This is a genomic window from Novosphingobium sp., assembly GCF_040398825.1.
Taxonomy (GTDB): Bacteria; Pseudomonadota; Alphaproteobacteria; order Sphingomonadales; family Sphingomonadaceae; genus Novosphingobium.
Map to the genome: position 1 here is coordinate 39030 of NZ_JBBATI010000017.1, position 22077 is coordinate 61106.

A 22077-nucleotide genomic window follows, 5' to 3' on the forward strand; every position below is an offset into this window, starting at 1 on the left:
TATCCCGATGTGGTCAATATGGCGTGCCGCATGCATCAGGGGTTCTACGCGTTTGCGCCGGGCCGGATGCGACGATCCGGCCCATGTCTGCCATCAATGCGTGGCGGGGCACTCCACGCCCGGCTGGCAATCCTTGGCAGCGCCGGTGTCGAGGTTCAGCTGGCTGACATCGTTGTTGCCGTTCAGCGTCTGGTTCTGGTCTGATCCATCGCCGTTTGCGCCCGATGCATCCTGATGGCCCAGCGTGTTCGACCCGAACTGCGATGATGCCGGGCTGATCGTCAGTGCGGTTGCATTGGCGGGGTTCTGCGCAAAGGCAAAGGTATAGTTGGTGCTGTGCGCAACCAGCCCGCTGCCCATGATTGCATAGGCGCCCGGGTTGCTGGCGCTGGTGGCCAGGGTGGTCCAGATCACCGTGCCGTTGGTCACGCTGGCCACGGTATCACCATTGACCAGGCCAGTGCCGCTGACGCTGCCGGTCAGCCCGGTCAGCGGCGTGCCCGTCACGAAATTTGCCGGCATGGCGTTGTAGGTCAGCGTCAGGCTGGCCGGGGTCACCGCCAGATTGGCGCCGCTAAAGCCCAGCGTGTAATTGCTGCCCGCGCTCAGCGTGCCAAGCGTGATGCCATAGCTGCCGACATTCGATGCCGCCGTGGCCGTGGTGACCAGGGCGCCCGACAGCGTATCACCATTGACCAGCCCGGTGGCGCTGTAGGTCAGCGTCGGGTTGGCCGCACCATAGCTGCGCGTCTGTGCGTTGGCGATCACCGCCAGGCTGGCCGGATTGATCGTCAGCGCCGTGGCATTGCCCAGCCCTTGCACGAAATGCACCGCATAGTTGGCGTTGCTGCCGGCCAGGCCACTGCCGGCGATGGCATAAGCACCGACATTGCTGCGGGCCCCGGCGGTCGTCGTCCACTGCGCCGTTCCGCTGACCACCGCGGCGAGCGTATCGCCATTGACCAGCCCGGTTTCGACCACCGACCCGGTCAGCCCGGTCGGCGTCGCGCCATAAGTGCTGGTGGCAGTATTGGCGTTGTAGGTCACCGTCAGGCTGGCGGGGTTGACCGTCAGCGCCGTGGCATTGCCCGCGCTTTGCGCAAACGCGATGGTGTAATCCCCACCGGCGACCGCGGTCAGCCCGCTGCCGGTGATCGCATAAACGCCGACACCGCTGGTCGCGGTTGCCGTCGTGGTCCAGCTGGCCGTGCCGCTGGTCAGCCCTGCCAGTGTATCACCGTTGAGCAGGCCGGTCGCGCCGATCGCGCCGGTCAGCCCGGCAGGCGTGGAGCCATAAGTGCTGGATGCGGCCGTGGCGTTATAGGTCAGCGTCAGGCTGGCCGGGGTGACCGCCAGATTGGCGCCGGTATAGCCCAACGTGTAATCGTTGCCCGCGCTCAACGTGCCGAGCGTGATGCCGTAGCTGCCGACATGCGATGCCGCCGTGGCGGTCGTCGCCAGACTGCCTGACAGCGTATCGCCATTGACCAGCCCGGTGGTGCTGTAGGTCAGCGCCGGGTTGGCCGCGCCATAGCTGCGCGTCTGTGCGTTGGCGATGACCGCCAGGCTGGCCGGGTTGATCGTCAGCGCACCGGCATTGCCGGCCGCCTGCACCGCATTGATGGTGTAATTGGCGTTTGCACTGGCAATACCGCTGCCGGTCACGCCATAATGGCCGACGTGGCTGGTGCTGCTGGCGGTCGTCGTCCAGTTTGCCGTTCCACTGACCACATTGGCCAGCGAATCGCCATTGACCAGCCCGGTTTCGGCGACCGATCCGGTCAGCCCGGCGGGCGTGGTGCCATACGTGCTGGTGGCGGCAGTGGCGGTATAGGTCACGGTCAGGCTGGCAGGATTGACCGTCAGCGCCGTGGCGTTGCCCGCAGCCTGACCTGCATTGATGGTGTAATCGGCGCTGGTGCTGGTGATTCCGCTGCCGGTCACGCCATACTGGCCGACATTGCTGGCCGCGGTGGCGGTGGTCGCCCAGGTGGCCGTGCCGCCGATCACATTGGCCAGTACATCGCCATTCAGCAGCCCGGTTCCGGCAACCGACCCGGTCAATCCGGCGGGCGCGGAGCCATAGGTGCTGGTGGCCGCGCTGGCGGTATAGGTCACGGTCAGGCTGGCCGGGGTCACTGCCAGATTGGCGCCGGTAAAGCCCAGCGTGTAATTGCTGCCCGCGCTCAGTGTGCCCAGCGTGATGCCATAATTGCCGACATGCGATGCCGCCGTGGCGGTCGTCGCCAGGCTGCCCGACAGGGTGTCACCATTGACCAGCCCGGTGGCGCTGTAGGTCAGCACGGGGTTGGCCGCGCCATAGCTGCGTGTCTGCGCGTTGGCGATCACCGACAGGGTGGCCGGATCAATCGTCAGCGCGCTGGCATTGCCCAGCCCTTGCACGAAATGCACGCTATAGTTGGCGCTGTCGCCAGAAAGCCCGCTGCCGGTGATCGCATAGGCGCCGACATTGCTGGTGGCCGTGGCGGTGGTGGCCCACTGCGCGGTGCCGTTCAGCACTTCGGCCAGGCTATCGCCGTTGACCAGCCCGGTTTCGGCAACCGCACCGCCCAGCCCGCCAGGGGTGGTGCCATAGGTGCTGTTGGCGGAATTGGCATTGTAGGTCACGGTCAGGCTGGCGGGGTTGATGGTCAGCGCGCTGGCGTTGCCCGCGCCCTGCGCAAACGACACGGTATAGTTGCTGTCGTTGCCCGACAGGCCCGAACCGGTCACGGCATAGCTGCCCACACCGCTGGCCGATGTGGCTGTCGTGCCCCACAGCAGCGAACCGGTGGTGATGGCGGACGCCGATTTGCCATCGACAATACCGACCGCGCTTAGTGAACCGGTCAGGCCGCCGGGCGTGGTGCCATAGGTGCTCGATGCCGATGCTGCGTTGTAGCTGACGGTCACGCTGGCGGGGGTAATCGCGCCGATGTTGCCGGTGGCAGAGGTCGGCAGGCTGTAATTGCCAAGATCGGTGCCGGCATTGGCGACAAAGTTCGCCGCGCTCAGGTTGGCGGTAACGCTGATGCCGCTGCCGACATTGGCCGAGGCATAAGTGCCGGCGGTCTGGTTGACCGTGGCGCCCTGCCCGGTGACAAAGCCCGACAGCACATAGTTGGCAGAGGTCAGCGTGGCGGCCAGCGTGCCGTCATAGACCTTGGTGATCGAACCGGTCAGCCCGGCGGTCACCACGATCAGCGGCGCTTTCGAAATCGTCAGCGCGGTGGCGTTGCCTGCGCCTTGCGCAAAGGTGAACTGGTAATTGCTGTTCGCGCCCGTCAGCCCCGATCCGGTGATCGCATAGCTGCCGACATTGCTGGCCGATGTGGCGGTCGTGGTCCACGCCGCGGTTCCGGTCGTAACCCCGGCCAGCGTATCGCCGTTGACCAGGCCCGCGGTGGCCACCGTGCCGGTCAGGCCCGATGGAGTCGTGCCGTACACGACGTTCTTGCCATCGGCGTTGTACGTGACCGTCAGGGACGCGGGGTTCACCGTCAGCGCGGCTGCATTGCCTGCGGCCTGCAGCGCGTTGATGGTGTAATCGGCGCTGGCACTGGCCAGGCCGCTGCCGGTCACGCCATAATGGCCCACGTTGCTGGTGCTGGTGGCGCTGGTCGCCCAGGTCGCGGTACCGCTGATCACATCGGCCAGCGTATCACCGTTGAGCAGCCCGGTTTCGACCACCGCGCCGGTCAGCCCGGCCGGGGTGGTGCCATACGTGCTGGTGGCGGCATTGGCGGTATAGGTCACCGTCAGGCTGGCAGGGGTCACCGCCAGATTGGCGCCGGTATAGCCGATCGTGTAATCGCTGCCCGCGCTGAGCGTGCCCAGCGTGATGCCATAATTGCCGACATGCGATGCCGTCGTGGCACTCGTCGCCAGGCTGCCCGACAGCGTATCGCCATTGACCAGGCCGCTGGAACTGTAGCTCAGCACCGGGTTGGCCGCGCCATAGCTGCGCGTCTGCGCATTGGCGATCACCGACAGGCTGGCGGGATTGATGGTCAGCGCCGTCGCATTGCCCGCTGCCTGCACCGCGTTGATGATGTAATTGGCGCTGGTGGTGGAAATGCCGTTGCCCGACACCGTGTAATGGCCGACGTGGCTGGTGGAATTGGCGTTGGTGGCCGACCAGCTGGCGGTGCCGCCGGTCACATTGGCCAGCACATCGCCGTTGACCAGCCCGGTTTCGACCACCGATCCGGTCAGCCCCGACGGCGTGGTGCCATAAATGCTGGTGGCGGCATTGGCGGTATAGGTCACCGTCAGCGTGGCGGGGTTGACCACCAGCGCCGTGGCGTTGCCCGGGCTTTGCGCAAACGACACGGTATAATTGCCGTCGTTGCCCGACAGGCCCGAACCGGTCACCGCGTAACGACCGACATTGCTGGCCGCGGTGGCGGTGGTGCCCCACAACAGTGATCCGGTGGTGATCGCGGAAATCGCTTTGCCATCGACAATGCCGACCGCGCTCAACGATCCGGCCAGGCCGGCAGGCGTGGCGCCAAAGGTGTTCGACACCGGCGCGGCGTTGTAGGTGACGGTCACGCTGGCGGGGGTAATCGCGCCGATGTTGCCGGTGGCCGTGGTCGGCAGGCTGTAATTGCCCAGATCGGTGCCGGCATTGGCGACAAAGTTCGCCGCGCTCAGATTGGCGGTGACGGTGATGCCACTGCCGACATTGGCCGAAGCATAGGTCCCGACCGTCTGGTTGACCGTGGCGCCATCGCCATTGACGAACCCCGACAGCACATAGTTGGCCGAGGTCAGCGTGGCGGCCAGCGTGCCGTCATAGACCTTGGTGATCGAACCGGTCAGCCCGACGGTCACCGCAGTCAGCGCTTTTTGTGTGATCGTCAGCGCAGTATTGTTGCCCGCACCTTGTGCAAAGGTGAAAGTGTAATTGCCGCTGCTGGCCGACAGGCCCGACCCGGTAATCGCATATGTCCCGACATTGCTGGCGGCGGTCGCAGTGGTGGTCCATTGCGCCGTCCCGATGGTCACCCCGGCCAGCGTATCGCCATTGACCAGCCCGGTGGTGGCCACGACCCCGGTCAGCCCCGACGGCGTGGTGCCAAACGTCGAAGTCTTTGGCGTGGCGTTGTACGTCACGGTCAGGTTGGCCGGATTGACCACCAGGTTGTTGCCGACATAGCTGATCGTATAATTGCTGCCCGCGCTCAGCGTGCCGAGCGTGATGCCATACGTGCCCGCGTTGCTGGCGGCGGTGGCGGTGGTGGTCAGGCTGCCGGTCAGTGCGTCGGTGCCGATCAGGCCGCTTTGGCTAAAGCTGAACACCGGGTTCGCCGCGCCATAGCTGCGGCTTTTCAGATCGGCAGAGATTGTCAGGCTGGCCGGATTGATCGTCAGCTTGCCCGGTGTCAGCGTCAGGTCATAACCCTGCTGGTTGGAATAGAGCCCGCTGAGCGATACGTCATAGGTCCCGGCGTTGGTGCCGCTGGCGGTGCCGACGCTGGGCGTGCCCAGGATATTCGCCGCATTGGCGCCGCCGGGCGCGGTATAGCCGGTGGCCGAATGCGCGGCGCCATCATAGGTGATGGTCGAATTGTTGGCGCTGACGGTCAAGGGCGTCAGGAACAGACGCAATAGCGGCGCGGTGTTGCCACCATAGATGCGCCAGGTGCTGGACGTGCTGCCGGTATCGTCAATGCTCCACCCGGCACCGGAAAACACGCTGAGCGTTTCCATGCCCGACGTGTTCAGCCCGCTGCCGCCATTGGCATCGCCCTGCCCGGTGGTCTGGTCGTTGTAGAACGACGCGCTGATCGTGCCCAGGTTCGAACCGATCAGCCCGCCGATCGCGGTGGCGCCGGCGACGGTGCTCTTGACCAGTCCGCTGGCATAGCTGCGGGTGATCGTCGGGGTTGGACCGCCCGCGATCGCCGCGCTCTGGCCGACCAGCCCGCCGACATTGGCCTGGCTCTTGATCGCGCCGGCGGTGGCCGAACCGGTGGCATAAGTATCGGCGATCGAACCGTAATTGGCGCCGACCAGCCCGCCGACAAAATTTTTGCCGGCAACCGCGCCGGTGGCATAGCTTTTGCTGATCGACCCGAATGCCGCGCCCACCAGGCCACCGACGTTTGATCCCGTCCCGGTGACTTTGCCGGTGGCGAAGGCGCCGACAATGCTGCCGGTGATGTCCTGCTGCCCGACCAGCCCGCCGACGTTGATGGTGCCGTTGACCACGCCCGTGGCATAGCTGCCGCCGCTGCTGCCATTGGCAATATGGCCGGCATTTTCGCCAACCAGACCGCCAGTGATCCCGGTGCTGACGTCGGTGCCGGTGACAAGCCCGGTGGCATAGCTGCCGGTCACACCCGCCCCGCCGGCATTCAGCCCGACCAGGCCGCCGACCACCGTGCTGCCATGCACCGCACCGGTCGCATAGCTGTCGACGATCGATCCATAGTTCTGTCCGGCCAGTCCGCCGACCGCACCGACCGAACCGGTCTGCGCAACCGCACCGGTGGCGTGGCTGTTGGTGATGGAACCGGTGGCGCTGTTGCTGCCCACCAGCCCGCCGACCGTATCGGTGCCGCTGACCGTCACGGCGGCATAGGAACCGCCCGAAATCGTGCCGGCATTCAGCCCGACCAGGCCACCGGTGATACCCGCGCCACCTTCGGTCAGAGTGCCGGTGGCATAGCTGTTGGAAATCGTGCCCAGGTTTTGCCCGACCAGACCGCCACCATTGCTGTTGGCGGTGATTGATACCGCAGTGACCCCGACGTTGCTGATCGCACCAGCCGTATCGACATAGCCGAACACGCCGATGTTGTCGGAACTGGCCTGCTTGATCGTCACGCCATTGATGGTGTGGCCCTGCCCGTTGAAGCTGCCGGTAAACCCGCTGCCGCCGGCGTTGGGGGCCACCAGCGCATCGGCCGCATCGATGCCGATGGCTGCAAACCCGGTGCCGGCATTCCATTTTGATGTGCCGGTGGCGTCGATATTGTTGGCCAGGACAAAGCTGGCCGACAGGTGCAGCGCCGAATTGATGCCCTGCAGGCCATAGACATCGCTGATCTGATAGGGGCTGGCCGCGGTGCCCAAACCGCCAGTCACGCGCAGAAAGCTGGCGTTGACCGCATCAAAGCTGAAATCGGTGGCGGAAAACGTGGGCAAGGTCGCAGTGTTCTGCGCCCAGTTGCCGTTGGTCAGGCTGAACGTGCCGACCGACACCCCTGCCGTGGCGGTGATCGCGCCGGTCTGCGCCACGCCATTGCCGGCGGTCAGCACCAGCCCGCCCAACGCCGCGGTGATCGGCGCAGTAATGTTGATGCCGTCAAACGCCTGCAACGTCAGCGAATTGCTGCTCGACCAGCTGACCGCGCTGGTGATGTTGATATTGCCGGTGCCGTTGGACGCGGTGCCATAGGCGCTGGGGTTGACCGCAGTGTTGGACCCGGTCGCGCTGGCGGTGCCGGTCGCATCGCTGGTGCCGGTGGTCTGCAGGATCACGCTGTTGCTGGCCAGCGCCGTCGACAGCGCCGCGGCGCCAGCGGCGTCGATCGTCAGATCCAGCGGGTCCAGCAGCCAGGTGCCGGTGCGGCCATGCACGGCGGCGGTGGTGATCGTGAACCCGGTAAAATCGACCGTATTGCCCGATGTTTCGATGGTGCCGCCATTGCCGCTGACGCCCAGCGCGCGCGCCGACAGGCTGGCATGGCCCGCCAGGCTGTTGCCCAGCACCATGATATGGCCACCATTGCCGCTGGCTGCATCAACGTTGATGGTGCCGCCCAGGTCGATGCTGCCCGATGTGCCGCTGACGCTTTGCGCGTTGATCGTGCCCGGCAGGTTGACGATGTTGCGCACCGCATCGCGCGCCGCAGCCCCGCTGACCAGCGCGGCCGAACCATCGGCAGACAGCGCCGCGCCGCCGGGCAGTTCAACCTGCAAAAATCCGCCGCCATTGATGTCGAGCGTGGCCAGCGTGCCCGCGCCGATCACCACATGCCCGGATGGGGCCAGGATGCTGCCGCTGGTTGCCACATTGCCCGCCAGCAGCCCGACAAAGCCGCCGGTCTGCGTGGTGATCGTGCCGGCGTGGGTGATGCTGCCGCCGTGTCCGGTGAACGTGCCCTTGCCCGCGACAAAATCGGCATCGGCCAGATCGAACGTCGATGCGACAAACCCGCGCCCGACGCTGATCGCGCCCGTTGACGTGATCTGAATGCCGTTGGGGTTGATCAGATAGACGCTGCCATTGGCGGTGATCTGACCCGCGATCACCGATGTGGTGTTGCCGGTTACCCGGTTGAGCGTGGCGCTGCTGACGTCCGGCTGCACAAACCGGACCGTGTTGCCCGCGCCGACATCAAAACTTTGCCAGTTGATCACCGCGTTGGCAGTGGTCTGGTTGATGGTCAGCGTGTTGCCGCTGCCGGCAATGCTGGCGTTGCCGGTGGCGACGCTGCCGTTGATGGGCAGTCCGCCGGCAAAGGCCGGGGCGGCCGCGGTAGCGGCCAGCAGCGCGGTCACGCTGGCGGTAAGGTTCAGTTTGTGCCTGGAAAGACGCATGGGTCTGCGCTCCGTTAAAGGTCTGATGCGTCAAAAATGCAGGCTGAGGCTGACGGTCGCACGGGTCGGATCAACGCCCCTCGCTGCGCCAGCTGCGCCAGGGGCACTGGTGATATGGCCGTGGCTGACCTCGACCGAGCCGACCGTGGCCAGGCCGCCGGCGTTGATCAGCAGCCGCAAACCGCCACCGGCGGCCCAGCTGTGCAGCTCGGCCGCCTCGACAATGGTCGGGGCGGACACGTGGCCATAACCGGCCACCGCAAAGCCATAAGGCGTGATCAGCGTGCCGTGCCCGCCATCCACCGTGATTGGCCGCGCCAGTTCGATCCGGCCGGTCACCCCGCTGTCAACGCTGACGGTGCCCAGCGCAAAGCTGGACAGCGCGTCGCTGCCATCCAGCGAAAATTCCGCCGCAGCAGGCAGCGCGCCGCTGAAACTGGCCTGCGCGCGCACCACGCCCGACAGGTCAAACCCGCCACCGATGCGGTCGGCGATGCTGATATGCACGTTGGCTTTGCTGAAATCGGGGCTGGAACCCTGGCGCGACAGGCCGATGCCGCTCGCCACGGCATCGGCGCGGGTGCGCGCGCCCAGCCCGGTAATCCCGACACTGACCTGGCCATCGGCGTTGAATATGGCAGTCTGGCCCAGCGAGCTTGCATAGCTGAGCCCCAGCGTGCCGAACCGCAACCGGTCGCGGCTGAGCACACCCAGCCCGACCACGGTCTGGTCTTCGTTGCTCATTTCGACGCTGCCGGTGACCGACAGGTTTTCACGGCGGCTGCGGATCAGCGGATAGCTGGCGCGCAGCACCAGCCGTTCGAACCGGCCAGCCACGATCGCGCTGCCGGCGGCGCCGCGCGGGGTGGTGTCGGCACGGGTATATTCGGGGTTGATGGTCAGGCCATCGTTGCCGATCGGCACGATCGCGCCCACTGCGGCGATGCGCCGGCGCGGGTTGGCGTTGAACAGGTGGTTGAAATCGGGACCGGTGGTCAGCGAGGCATAGATCTGTTCGCCCACGCCGAGCGCGGAATTCAGCGACAGCTGCACCGTAAACGCCTCATACTCATAGGCGTTGCCCAGATTGTTGTCGAAACCAACGCTGCCCGACAGCACGTGATATTCGCCCGATACCGCCAGCCGGGTCGCCCCGGGCGCGCTGCCGCGCACCAGCACCGAACGCAGGCGCACCCCGGGTACATCCCCCGCCAGCAACACGCGCCGTTCGATCTGCGCCAGCGTCAGCCCGCGTTTGCCCACCAGCGCCGCCAGCCGCCGGCGCACCGGGCCCTGCACATTGGCGGACAGCGCGCTGACATCGACGCTTTCGATAAACCCGGCGACAATTAGAAAATGCACCGCCGCGCCATCGGACAGATGCTGTGGGGGCAGCGTAACGCGGGTGAGCACTTCGCCGGACCGGCTGAAGCTGGCCTCCATCCGGCCGGCGGCGGCATAGAGTTCGGCGACGGTGACGGTGCGACCGGCCAGCCCGTCGCGTTCGGCCACCACCGCCTTCATCGCCGCGGCTGGCGCAGCCTGGTCCAGACCGTCGATCACCACACCGCCGACTTTGACCGACAGCGCATCGGACCCCGGCGGCGCGGTGGCGGTGGCGGTGGCGGGCAGATCGATCGACCCGTCGGGCTGCGCGCGCACCGGGGCCAGGCTGTCGGGAACGACTCGGCTGGCCGATGGTGCAGCCTGGGCCAGGGCGGTCTGCGGCAGCGTCAGCGCCAGGCATGGCAGCGCCGCAACCGTCGCGCAAAACAGCGCGTGCGACGGCACAAATCGCCGGATTGTGAAGGGTGTACGCCCGATCTGGTCGGGTTCAGGGCACCGGAGTCGCATAGTATTTCCCGAAATTACCCTCAACGTCCGCACGCACCGCATACGGACACCAGGAACCAGACATGGAGGCGTGATCTGCCCGCGCTTGAGCAGCTAAGTATGCAAGTTTTGTGACAGCTAGCTGACTGCCCGGACAATCTGCGACGATTGGTGGCGCTGACGGCAACCTGGGGGTTTTGCCGGGCAAAGCGAAACCGGCACGCGGGTCAAATTCGGTCACGGCCGTCGCACAATTGTAACATAAGCACTCTTTAGCGGCGCGTGCGGAGGCAATTTGCACCATGTACGCCAGCATCAATCGGTCATGACCAATCCAGCAACCAGCGCGGTGACACACAGCGCGTGGATGCGCGGGATGGCTGGCTGATGGCCAAACCCCCGGCGCGTAAAAAGGCTGCCGCAACGTCGCCAGCGCCCCCGCCGCGTCGTCCACGCGCAAAACCCGCAAAATCGGCGCAGCCGTCAGCGCCCATGGACCAACCCGAACCAGCCGCCCCGGCCCCGGCCGTGGCCAGCGAGACCGAACGGCTGCTGTGCGCGCCCGACCAGGCCGGATCGCTCGACAACGTCTTGCCGCGCAATCCCGGCGCATGGTCGATGCAGTTGCGCGGGTTGAACAGTTTTGTCGAATGCGATGAACCGCGCCGGCCGATCCGCATCTGCATCGCCGCCGAACAGATCACCGGCCCGGTGCGCAACGGCGGCATCGGCACCACCTATGCGGCGATGGCGCTGCTGCTGGCCGACGTCGGCTTTGACGTGACCGTGCTCTATCTGCGCGGGCAGGAATCCGAAATCAACACGATCGATTACTGGATTGCCGACTACGCATCGAAGGGCGTCAAGCTGGTGCCGGTGCCCGATTATGCCACCGCCGACCACTTTGCCTCTGGCGCGGACCGCTGGCTGCGCGCGCCGTACAACATGCTGTGCTGGCTGATCGACAATCCGATGGACGTCGTCCACGTGTCGGAATGGCGGGGCAGCGGCTATCTGGCGCTGCTGGCCAAACGCCAGGGGATTGCCTGCACTGACACGGTGTTCGCGGTAAAAACCTCCAGCCCGTGGATGTGGAACCGGCTGTACGGATCGAACCTGATCGAACGCGTCGATGATCTGGTGAAGAACCATGCCGAACGCCAGAGCGTGGAACTGGCCGATGTGGTGATCGGCGGCAGCCTGCATCTGCTGCGCTGGATGGCCAGCCAGGGCTATGCCATCCCGCAGGCCCGCGCGTTTGTGCAGCCCAATGTGGTCACGTTCGACGCGTTGCAACCGCTGATTCAGCGCCGCGCGCTGCCGCATGGCCAGCGCACGCCGATCGACGAATTCGTGTTTTTCGGCCGGCTGGAGGCGCGCAAGGGCCTGTTCGTGTTCTGCCAGGCAATCCGGCGTTTGATCCGCAAGGGCGTCAAACTGCCCGCCAAAATCACCTTCATGGGCAAGCCCGGGGCGCGGCTGCCCTCGCACCCCGATCAGGATACCCCCGATTTCATCCACGAGGTCAGCGCCGACTGGCCAACCGAAGTGCAGATCATTTCCAGTTATCAGCAGTACGAAGCGATCGAATACCTGCTGGGTGGGAAGCGGCTGGCGGTGATGCCGTCGATCATCGAAAACAGTTCGATGGCCATTTATGAAGCCGCGATCTGCGCGATCCCGGCGGTGGCCACCAATGTCGGTGGCAATGCCGAACTGATCGAAGCCGGCGACCATGATGCGGTGCTGTGCGCGCCGCACCCGGTGGCGCTGGGCGACCGGCTGGAAGAGGCGCTGACGCTGGGCGGGATGGTGCCACGGCCGAGTTTCGACAACGATGCCAATCTGGAAACCTGGCGCAGTTTCCACCGCCAGCTGGGCGGCAGCCTGCACCGGCAGCTGATCGATGCGACCCGACCGACCGTGCCCGACGCCGCGGCCCCCGTGCCCGCCACCACGGTCGCGGTCTATTTTGCCGGAGACAGTGCCGCGCTGGAAACCACGCTGGCCAGCCTGGCCGCGCAAGTCCCGGTACGGCCCGAAGTGATCGTGGCGGTTGACGCCAACAGCAACGATGATTGCGACACCGCCGCCGCGATGCTGACCGCACACGGTTTTGCGCCGGTTGTGGTGGAGGCGTTCGACCTGGATGCCGGATTGGCGTTCAACACCGCCGCCGCGCGTGCGACCGGCGCCTGGCTGCTGTTTTTGTGGGAAGGGGCCAGCCTGTATCCGGCGGCGATCGCCACGCTGGCCGCCGCGGCGGCCACCACCGGCGCGCATGTGCTGAACTATCTGTTCCGCGCGGTCGATCCGACCGCGGCGGCGGGGTCGATCATGCCTTTGTGCGCGCACATGATCGTGACCCCGTCCGACAGCTTTTTCCGCACCGAAAACGGCGAAATGCCGTTGTTTGTGCGCGCCGAACTGTTTGCGCAGATGGGTGGTTTCACCACCGATTACCGTGTCGTCGGCTATGACCATGAATTCGTGGCGCGGGCGCTGATCGACGGCACCGCGTGCCAGACGCTGTTGCGCGAAGTGGGCAGCATCCGCCGGCGCACGCCCGACTGGCTGCGCCAGCGCGGGTATGACCTGGCGGCTGGCGGCTTTCGCATGATCCGGCCCGAGCTGGCCGCCACCCCGCTGGCCCTGCGCGATACGCTGTTGCTGGCGCGCGGGTTGCACGTGCGCAGCGGCGGCAAATCGCGCAGCATTACCAACCCCGCCACCCCCGAAGGCATGCTGGTGCGGATGATCGCCGGGGTCGCCAGCGAAGCCGAAGGGCAAGCGAGCGACCGGCCGCGCACCCGGTCTGCGACCAAAGCCAAACCGGCGCTGCGCAGCAAAGTGGCCGCGCCCGCGGCAAACACCGCCCCGGCCACCCCGCGCGCGCCGGTCAGCCCCCGCACCGCCGCCAAACCCCGCACCACCCCGCGCCGGGCCAGCAATGCCGGTCTGGGCCAGGCCGGTGATCGGCTGCAGGCCGATATGGCGGCACGGGTTTCCGCGCGGCCCGCGGCGGAGGCGGCTGCCAAGGGGCGTGCCCGCGCGCGCGCCATGTCGGCGCCGCTGCGCGCACTGGTGGCGCGCAACGAAGCAGCATCGGACGGCACCCGGGTCGGCCAGGTACTGGGGGTGTTCGACGGGCGGCTGTATGGCTGGGTTACCCGACTGGGCAATGTTGCCGATCCGGTCGAGGTCGAATTGCTGGTCGATGGCGCGCGCGGATCATTTCACGCGCAACCCGCTGACCGCGCGTTTGCGCGCTTTGCCGCGCTGCCGGCAGAGGCGGCACGGCACGGCTTTGTGATCGAACTGCCCCCGGCGCCGGCCGCCAGCAAAGGCCCGGTGGCCTATGCCGTGGCGGCCATCGGCGGTGATCTGGTGCTGGGCGAAGGGCTGGTCCTGCCGCGCGCCACCACGCTGGCGCAATGTGGCATCGATGCCGGTTGCCTGGCCGCAACCGACGGCGTGGTGCGCGGCTGGGCCCGGCAGACCCATGATCCGGCGCGCGTGCTGGACGTCGCGCTGTTTGCCAATGGCGTGTTCCTGGGCCGGACCCGCGCGGACCTGCCCGGAATTGACCGTCATGGCGCGGACCTGCCCAAGGCGCTGGGCGATCGCGGCTTTGCCATGCCGGTGCCGCGGCTGTTCCGCGATGCCGGGCGCCACCGCATCGATGTGGTGATTGCCACGCTCGGGCTGCCGCTGCCCGGCCTGCCACTGTGGGTCGAAGGCGCCACCGTCACACCAAGCGAACCGCGCCAGCGCAAACGGGGCAAGACATGAACATTCTGGTTACCGGCGGTTGCGGCTTTATCGGGTCGAACCTGGTCCCCCTGCTGGAATCGGCGGGCCATGCGGTGCGGGTGTTTGACAACCAGTCGCTGGGCCGACGCGACCATCTGGGCGACTTTGCCGGCGAATTCATCGATGGCGACATCCGCGACAGCGCCGCGCTGCATGCCGCGCTGGCGGGCATCGACGCGGTCGTGCATCTGGCCGCCGACACCCGCGTGATCGATTCGATCGCCGATCCGGCGTTCAATTTCGATGTCAACGTGGTCGGATCGTTCCGCCTGCTTGAAGCGATGCGTGCGCGCGGCGTGCGGCGAATCATCAACGCATCGACCGGCGGCGCGATTATGGGCGACGTGGTGCCCCCGGTGCACGAAGCCATGGTGCCCAACCCGATCGCACCCTATGGCGCGACCAAGCTCGCGGTGGAGGGGATGTGTTCGGCCTGGGCCGGCAGCTATGGCTTTGCCGCGTTGTCGCTGCGCTTTGCCAATGTCTATGGCCCACGGTCGTTTCACAAGGGCAGCGCGGTGGCGCAATTCATGAAACAGGCGCTGAAACGCCAGCCGCTGATCGTCTATGGCGATGGCGAACAGACGCGCGACTTCGTCTATGTCGCGGATCTGTGCGACGGCATCATGCGCAGCATTGCCAGCGGACAATCGGGCGTGCTGCAACTGGGATCGGGGGTGCCGCTGTCGGTCAACCGGCTGATCAGCGCGATTCGCGCCGTGGCCGATCCGGTGGCGGTCAATGTGGAACATCACCCGGCGCGCGCCGGCGAAATCGCGCACACCTGGTGCGATGTGGCGCTGGCGCGGGCCCGCATCGGTTTTGCGCCCGATACCCCGCTGCACGCCGGGCTGGCCGCAACCTGGACGTGGTTTTGCGAAACGCAGGTCCCGGCGTAATTTGCAAGGCGCTGGCGTGCAGGCAGACCTCGCGCGGAAGCGCGAAAAGGGCGTAACGCACCGTGACAAAGCTGACCCGTTTTCGGGCAGCGCGGCCCCCCTGGCGATGATTCACGCGACCGTCGGCGTCGCTGTCGCACCTCTGTCACACTGGTAAATTAGCGACACCTGACGTTTCCGGGCCAGCGGGTGTGCGGGAACGGGGGGCAAAGCTGGTTATTTCCGCGACCGACGACGGCCTGGCGGAATGACGGATTGATTACTGTTCGCGCGTTTGGTTAAGAAATTACTAAGGGATGACCGGGGGGAATTTGCAATAACAGGTGCCGGCCCGAATCGAACGGATATTTGCGTTTTTCGTAAATTCCGCCGGTTGGATACCAAGTGCCCATCCTGATCACCATTTCTGACCAGCCGTCGCCAACAACCTTGATGCTTTTTTAAACGGAGAGATACGATCATGCTGCTTTTTATCGATGAACCGCGCAACATCAAAATCGTTCGCCAGGATCCCGATGGCGGCGCACGCCTGCCGCTGGGCAAAGTCAAAAAGCAGGAAATGGCTGTTCCTGATGACATGGCGGCGCAGCTCAAGGGCACCGAGCTCGAAGAAATCGAAGCCGCGTTCGACCTGCTGACCGAAGGCGAAACCTGCCGCATCAAGGCTGCGGTTGCCGGTTTCCCCACCACCATCCGCGAAGTGCTGACGTACTACAAGGAAGTCGCAACTGCGGCCGAACAGCGCTGGATTCTCAGTGCCATGCTCGAAGGTCTGCGCCAGGTGCGCCGCCACGATCGTGAGCATGCGGGCTGAATATCACCACCGGCCTGAAAAACCGGTCCACGATTGTAGAATACCTTAAGGCACTACCCCATGGAAACGGTCCTCGTTCTCGGTGGAGACGGGTTTTGTGGCTGGCCAACAGCCCTGCACCTTTCTGACATTGGTTATGATGTTATAATCGTTGACAATCTTTCGCGCCGCAAGATCGATATCGAACTTGAGGCCGATTCCCTGACACCGATCCGTTCGATCGGGGTACGCCTGGATGCCTGGCGCGAGGTCAGCGGCAAGACGATACGGTTCGAGAATTTGACAGTCGGTACCGATTATGACCGCCTGCTCGACCTTATCCGCCGCGAAAAACCTCGCGCCATCGTCCACTTTGCCGAACAGCGCGCTGCGCCCTATTCGATGAAAGGCGCCAAAGAGCGCCGTTATACCGTCAACAACAACCTGAACGCGACCCACGATGTGCTGTCGGCCATCGTCGAAAGCGGGCTGGACATCCATCTGGTGCATCTGGGGACCATGGGCGTCTATGGCTATGGCACCGCCGGCATGGCCATCCCCGAAGGCTATCTGGCGGTAAAGGTCGATACGCCGCAGGGGCAGCAGGAAATCGAAATCCTGTATCCGGCCAACCCTGGCAGCATCTATCACATGACCAAATCGCAGGATGCGCTGTTTTTCTGGTACTACGCCCGCAATTTCCGCACCCGGGTGACCGATCTGCACCAGGGCATCGTGTGGGGCACCCAGACCGCGCAGACCAGCAGCGATGACCGACTGATCAACCGGTTCGATTACGATGGTGATTACGGCACGGTGCTCAACCGCTTTTTGATGCAGGCGGCGATCGGCTATGCGCCCACGGTGCACGGCACCGGCGGCCAGACCCGCGCGTTCATCCACATCCGCGATACGGTGCGCTGCATCGAACTGGCGATTGCCAACCCGCCCGAACGCGGCGACCGGGTGGCGATCATGAACCAGATGACCGAAACGCACCGGTTGATCGATCTGGCGCAGATGGTGACCGACATGACCGGTGTCGATTACACGCTGGTGCCCAATCCGCGCAACGAAGCCGCTGAAAACACGCTGGTGGTGTGCAACGATTCGTTCCTGAAACTGGGTCTGAGACCGACCCGGCTGCAGGAAGGCCTGGCCGAAGAGGTTGCCCAGATCGCGCGGCGCTTTGCAGGTCGGTGTGACGTGTCCAAAATCCCGTGCGTTTCGCACTGGGTCAGCGACACTGCGCGCGAACCGCTGCCCGCGGCAACCCCGGCACGCGATCATGCGCCGGTGATGTTCCCCGCCGAAATCGCCATGCCGGAACGCGAAGTGCGCGCCGGTCCGCCCAATCTGGTGCTGGTCGCGCGCCAACCGGCGGAGCTGATGCCCATCGCCATGTGATTTTATAATCGTGTTGTTTTGAAATGGAGGGCCTGCCACGGCAACCCCCCCGTGCGGATGCACCGGGGTCAGCTCTTCAAATATTGTATTGAGATCAAGGGAAACGCCGGCATGGCCAACGAACACGGGACGGATGGTTCACCGATCCCACCACACGCGGCTGACGCCACTGCACCAACCGCCGCTGGCGGGGAAGGCAGCGTTGCGACCATTCCGGCGTTCCCGAAATCCGTGGTTCAGCCTGCGGCCCCCGCCGACGGAAAAATGCCGCCGCCGCTGAAACCCGACAACAGTTTTCGCGGGATCGCTGCGCTGGTGGCCGACAAACGTCCGATATTGCGCGAGGTCAAAGCGTCTCAGCCTGCGACATCGGCGCCGGCACCAGTGCGCGAACCCACCGCATTGCAGGACGACCAACCGGCCGAACCCGACCGCCCGGTGAACGATGACGAACCGCGCATTGCCGGCATGAAATTGCCATCGGGCAAGCTGCGGACCTCGCGCGGTCGCCAGATCTGGTTTTTGCTGTCGTTCGTCGCGCCGGTCATCCTGGGCGCGACGTATCTGTTTGCGATCGCGCCCGATGTCTATGTCACTGAATACCGGTTCAGCGTGCGTCTGCCGATCCCGATTTCCACCACGCCGCAAGTGCAGGGCAAATCGTTCCTGTTCGATGGCAATACCACGCCGGGCACCGACCTGCTGGATAACTATACCGTGGTCGATTATGTCAACAGCCGCCAGGCCGCGGTCGATCTGAACACCAAGATGAACCTGCGCGATGCGTACAACCGGCCGTTCGATCCGCTGTCAAAGGTGGGCAAGAACGCCAGTATCGAACGTCTGGCCGGGTTCTGGCAGGGCATGGTCTATTCGGTCTATGACCCTGCGTCAGGCCTGGCGGTGGTGCGGGTCAAGGCCTATAACCCGCAGGACAGCTTTGCGATCGCCACCAATCTGGTCAACCTGTCCACGCAACTGGTCAATTCGATCGGCCAGACTTCCGAACAGGATTCGGTGCGGTTTGCGCAAGCGCATGTCGATGACGCGCTGGCGAAACTGGCGACGATGAACGCCGAAGTGGCCGAGGCGCGCCGCACCACCGGCTTTATCAACCCCGACCAGGGCCAGAACGGCCCGGTGAACGCCACGCAGAGCTTCATCGCGCAGCTGAACGAACGCGACAGCCAGTTGAAGGGCCAGATCGCGGCCATCACCGCGCAGTTGCAAAACCCGGACGCACCCCAGGTCCAACTGTTGCGCCAGCAGCTGGCCGCCAACGAACTGCAATTGCGCACGTTGAACGGGTCGATCAAGGCGCGCGGGCAGACCAGCATCGCCGATTCCGTCACCCAGTTCGAAGCGCTGCAAAACCGCCTGCGCGACTATCAGGCGGTATTGAAACAGGCGATCAACACGCTTGGCGCCACCCAGGCCGCCGCGCAATCGCAGCGCGTGTACATGACCACTTATGTCAAACCGACCCTGCCCGAAGCGCCGCTGGAACCGCGCCGCTGGGTCGACATGCTGATCATTGTCATTGCCGCAGCGATGGCATGGGCAGTTGGCCGGCTGGTTGAAAATTCGATCATGGAGCACGGCTGATGGCCGGCGCCATCCGCAAGCGCAGCCATAACCAGGCCGGATTCTGGCGCAACGCGTTGCAGACCGAGGCACGCGTGCTGTCTGCGCTGTTTTTCCGCGAATCCGAAACCCGGCGCGGACGGCGTTTTTCGCTGGGCTATATCGCGGCCGGGCTGGAACCGCTGCTGGTGATCATCACTATCACCATGGTGTTTTATACCATCGGCCGGCAGGCGCCTTATGGCCACAGCCTGTTCCTGTTCATCGCCACCGGGGTGTTCCCGATCTACCTGTTCATCCACACGTCGATGCGGCTGCGCGGTGCACTGGCCCCCGGATCGCACCGCAAACGCTATCCCATTGAAACCGCGTTCGATCATATCCTGGTGCATGGCGTGCTGCACATCATCAGCACCGCGTTGATCGGCTGTTCGTTCTTTGCGTTCCTGTATTGGTTCGGCATCCGCGAAGCGCTGCCGTGGGACCCGTTGAACGCACTGCTGGCGGTCAGCATCTTTTTCCTGTTCGGCGTCGGCGCAGGCATCATCAATTCGGTAATCGCGCGGCTGTTTCCGCCATGGGATACGCTGTGGCCGGCGCTGGCGCGGGGGTCGCTGCACTTTTCTGCGCCCTATTTCGTTGCCGCCTATGAACCGCCCAACGTGCGCTGGTATTTCGGGCTGAACCCGGTGATCCACGCCGTAAACTGGTTCCGTCAGTCATTTTATTTCTTTTATCCCAATCAGTTGACGACGGCATCCTATCCGCTGGCGTTTGCCATCGTGATGATCGTGGTGGGCCTGCTGCTCGAAGCCGGCATGCGCACTTATCTGGAAGACAAGGAATGACGCGATGATCCAGCTGCACAGGGTCACTTTTACCGGCCAGGACGGCCACACCCTGTTCGACGATGTCTCGCTGGAGATGCCGTCGGACCGCCGGGTGGCCGTGCTGGGCGGCAAATGGAGCGGCAAGAGCACGCTGGTGCAGATGCTGTGCGGGCTGGTGAAGCCGTCGCACGGCTATGTCGACCGGTTTGCACGGCTGTCGTTTCCCGGCGGGTTCCTGCGCGGATTTCGCCCGGCCCACACCGGCCGCCACAATGTGATGTTCGCGGCCAAGATCTATGGCGCCGACCCGGATGAGGTGTTCGAATTCGTCCGCCACGTGTCGGGCCTGGGCGACAAGATCGAAATCCACATGCGGCTGATGACCCCGCAGGATCGCGCGCGGCTCAGCTATGTGCTGACATATGCGCTGCCGTTTGACACCTATCTGTTCGACAATTCGATCGGCGCGATCGATCCCGAATTCCGCGCCCGCTGCGAAGCGATGTTCGAAGCGCGCACCCGGACGGCCGGCGCAATCGTGGCGACCGCCAACGTGCGCGTGGTGCGCCAGCATTGCGATTGCGGCTATGTCATCCGCAACAAGGGCCTGGTGTTCTATAACGACGTGATGGAGGCCATTTCCGTCTTCGAAAGCGACCAGGCCGCCGCTGCCTCGGTCGCCAGCGAAGAAGAGGCCGCGTTTCTGGCGCCAGAGGGCGCCCGCGTGTGACGATGCGCGGGGGCCATTACGCTGCGGCAGCAATATGGCTGGCCGGTCTGGCGCTGGTGACAGCGCCGATGGCCGCGCAGGCCGGCCCGGCGTGTTTTGCCAGCGCCGACAACGCCCGATTGTCGTTTCAGGTGATCCAGAACGCGCCTGCCCCCGCCGCCGCCGCCGCCGCCGGTGCGACACCGGGTCGGCCCGGCCCCTATGCCTATTACCCGCTGACCGGCATTGCATCGATGCAATTGCGATCGGTGATCACCGCACCGGCCGGGATATCGGCGCATTATTTCCAGTGGGCCAACCGTTCCAATGCCCCGCTGACCAATGGCCAGGGCGCAAGCGTTGCGCGCAAGGCCAATCTGCAACCCGCACTGGCCGGCAAACGCAAACAGCGCACCACTTTCACCTCGGTCGCGCGCGCCAACGGCTGCACCCTGGCGCAGACCGCCAGCATTCTGGGCCTGCCCGAACAGGCCCGCCGGTTTGCCGGCGCTGCAGCGATCGTGCTGGTCAGCGAAGACGACCAGGCGGATCAACCGCCGCTGGGGCCCCCTGATACCTGTGTGATTCCGGCCGGGCAATTGCCGCCGGGCCGGGCCGGGGTGCTGCTCGACTATGAAGTGCAGGATGGTCGCAGCGTCGCGGATACCACCGCATTTCTGCAGCAATGGGCCGATCTGGTGCATGGTGCGGGCCGGCCCAGCATCCTGCTGATCAACCCGCTGGATGCGCCGACGCAGCGCTATACCGGGATCAGCGCGGCCAATGCCCATACGCTGGTCAACCGGTTTGATCTGACCACGATCCTGTTGTGGAACAAGAATCCCGAACACAGCCTGCCCGCCAGCTATCAGGCGCAAAAGGCCGTCATCGCCGCCGGCGGCGCGTTTGACGGATCGCGGGTGCTGATCGATTTTGAATTGGCCGGCACCACGCTGGATGATGCGAAATTCGTGCGCCGAACGATCCTGGCAGACCGGCTGGCCGGGGTGTTTTTCTGGCGCAACGGGGCAAAGGTGGGCGGCGATTGCCGTTCCGCAATCAACGCCCGGATCGCGGCGATCGCGCTGGGGCACGACGATGCGCACGGTGCAGCGCGGTGGCCGTCGTGATGGCGGACCGGGGTAACCGCCTGGGCGCCGCTGCGGGTGCGCACGAAACGCGACATTTTTGGAAAAATCAAACCGTCGGCGCCGGCAAACAGGCAGGTGTGATGTGTGGAAGGAGCTGACCGAAATGGTAAAGCGGAAAAAGACCGGGCAACCCGCGCCCCGCGGCAGCGCACAGGCGCCAGCCGCAGCCGCGGCGCCCGTTGCAGCGGCGGCACCGGCGGTCGCGGTTGCCGCGGTGGCGGTGGATACGCCACCGGTGATCGCGCCGCCCGCAGAACCCGTTGCGCCATCCGCGCCGGTGGTTGCGGCGGCCCCGCCCGTGCTGGCCAAACCGGTGCCGCTGCGCAAACCCGCCGCCAAAAAACCCGCAAAAAAACAATCCGACCGCGTGGTGCGCCGGCTGTCAAAGCCCGAAGTGCAGAAAGAACTGCTGTCGATCATGGCCAAGACCGGTGGCCACACCGATTCGGCCGCGCTGGCGCCTGCCGACAGCATTGCCGCCACGGTCGAGCCTGCTTGATCTGCA

11 protein-coding genes are annotated in these 22077 nt (G+C 65.1%); 9 read left to right on the plus strand and 2 right to left on the minus strand.

Features of this window, described 5'->3' with window-relative positions; genetic code table 11:
* Positions 1-93 precede the first annotated feature (93 nt).
* Both ABWP89_RS10165 and ABWP89_RS10170 read right to left on the minus strand, forming a co-directional pair.
* Complete coding sequence (locus tag ABWP89_RS10165; RefSeq protein ID WP_353229036.1) at positions 94-8553, minus strand: MBG domain-containing protein; 8460 nt, start codon at positions 8551-8553, stop codon at positions 94-96.
* A gap of 30 nt (positions 8554-8583) precedes the next feature.
* Positions 8584-10407 (minus strand): ShlB/FhaC/HecB family hemolysin secretion/activation protein, encoded by a 1824-nt coding sequence (locus tag ABWP89_RS10170; protein ID WP_353229038.1) that lies wholly within the window; start codon positions 10405-10407, stop codon positions 8584-8586.
* 471 nt (positions 10408-10878) lie between these two features.
* On the opposite strand from ABWP89_RS10170, the gene ABWP89_RS10175 reads away from it, so the two are divergent.
* From ABWP89_RS10175 to ABWP89_RS10215, 9 genes are all read left to right on the plus strand, one after another.
* Entirely contained in the window at positions 10879-14178 is a 3300-nt protein-coding gene (locus ABWP89_RS10175) for a glycosyltransferase (RefSeq protein ID WP_353229040.1), read from the plus strand.
* Positions 14175-15098: an NAD-dependent epimerase/dehydratase family protein gene (locus ABWP89_RS10180; protein WP_353229041.1), complete on the plus strand. Its 924-nt coding sequence runs from the start codon at positions 14175-14177 to the stop codon at positions 15096-15098. The genes ABWP89_RS10175 and ABWP89_RS10180 overlap by 4 nt, the downstream gene beginning before the upstream one ends.
* Before the next feature lie 460 nt (positions 15099-15558).
* Positions 15559-15912, plus strand: a complete 354-nt coding sequence (locus tag ABWP89_RS10185; protein ID WP_353229042.1) for a hypothetical protein — start codon at positions 15559-15561, stop codon at positions 15910-15912.
* A 60-nt stretch (positions 15913-15972) separates the two neighbouring features.
* Positions 15973-17298, plus strand: a complete 1326-nt coding sequence (locus ABWP89_RS10190; RefSeq protein WP_353229043.1) for an NAD-dependent epimerase/dehydratase family protein — start codon at positions 15973-15975, stop codon at positions 17296-17298.
* A gap of 111 nt (positions 17299-17409) precedes the next feature.
* Positions 17410-18903 (plus strand): KpsE/RkpR family capsule polysaccharide export protein, encoded by a 1494-nt coding sequence (locus tag ABWP89_RS10195; protein ID WP_353229044.1) that lies wholly within the window; start codon positions 17410-17412, stop codon positions 18901-18903.
* The gene (locus ABWP89_RS10200) at positions 18903-19730 is read left to right on the plus strand and encodes an ABC transporter permease (protein ID WP_353229045.1); all 828 of its coding nucleotides are present in this window, start codon (positions 18903-18905) and stop codon (positions 19728-19730) included. The genes ABWP89_RS10195 and ABWP89_RS10200 overlap by 1 nt, the downstream gene beginning before the upstream one ends.
* A gap of 4 nt (positions 19731-19734) precedes the next feature.
* Positions 19735-20442: an ATP-binding cassette domain-containing protein gene (locus ABWP89_RS10205; RefSeq protein WP_353229046.1), complete on the plus strand. Its 708-nt coding sequence runs from the start codon at positions 19735-19737 to the stop codon at positions 20440-20442.
* The gene (locus tag ABWP89_RS10210) at positions 20439-21551 is read left to right on the plus strand and encodes a hypothetical protein (RefSeq protein ID WP_353229047.1); all 1113 of its coding nucleotides are present in this window, start codon (positions 20439-20441) and stop codon (positions 21549-21551) included. The genes ABWP89_RS10205 and ABWP89_RS10210 overlap by 4 nt, the downstream gene beginning before the upstream one ends.
* Before the next feature lie 124 nt (positions 21552-21675).
* Positions 21676-22071 carry a hypothetical protein gene (locus ABWP89_RS10215; protein WP_353229048.1) on the plus strand — a complete coding sequence of 132 codons (396 nt, stop codon included), beginning with the start codon at positions 21676-21678 and terminating at the stop codon, positions 22069-22071.
* Positions 22072-22077 lie beyond the last annotated feature (6 nt).

What these genes read in the sequence shown, in the direction of transcription:
- ABWP89_RS10165 (WP_353229036.1), bottom strand. Translation starts at nt 8,553, where the DNA reads ATGCGTCTTTCCAGGCACAAACTGAACCTTACCGCCAGCGTGACCGCG.
- ABWP89_RS10170 (WP_353229038.1), bottom strand. Translation starts at nt 10,407, where the DNA reads ATGCGACTCCGGTGCCCTGAACCCGACCAGATCGGGCGTACACCCTTC.
- ABWP89_RS10175 (WP_353229040.1), top strand. Translation starts at nt 10,879, where the DNA reads ATGGACCAACCCGAACCAGCCGCCCCGGCCCCGGCCGTGGCCAGCGAG.
- ABWP89_RS10180 (WP_353229041.1), top strand. Translation starts at nt 14,175, where the DNA reads ATGAACATTCTGGTTACCGGCGGTTGCGGCTTTATCGGGTCGAACCTG.
- ABWP89_RS10185 (WP_353229042.1), top strand. Translation starts at nt 15,559, where the DNA reads ATGCTGCTTTTTATCGATGAACCGCGCAACATCAAAATCGTTCGCCAG.
- ABWP89_RS10190 (WP_353229043.1), top strand. Translation starts at nt 15,973, where the DNA reads ATGGAAACGGTCCTCGTTCTCGGTGGAGACGGGTTTTGTGGCTGGCCA.
- ABWP89_RS10195 (WP_353229044.1), top strand. Translation starts at nt 17,410, where the DNA reads ATGGCCAACGAACACGGGACGGATGGTTCACCGATCCCACCACACGCG.
- ABWP89_RS10200 (WP_353229045.1), top strand. Translation starts at nt 18,903, where the DNA reads ATGGCCGGCGCCATCCGCAAGCGCAGCCATAACCAGGCCGGATTCTGG.
- ABWP89_RS10205 (WP_353229046.1), top strand. Translation starts at nt 19,735, where the DNA reads ATGATCCAGCTGCACAGGGTCACTTTTACCGGCCAGGACGGCCACACC.
- ABWP89_RS10215 (WP_353229048.1), top strand. Translation starts at nt 21,676, where the DNA reads ATGGTAAAGCGGAAAAAGACCGGGCAACCCGCGCCCCGCGGCAGCGCA.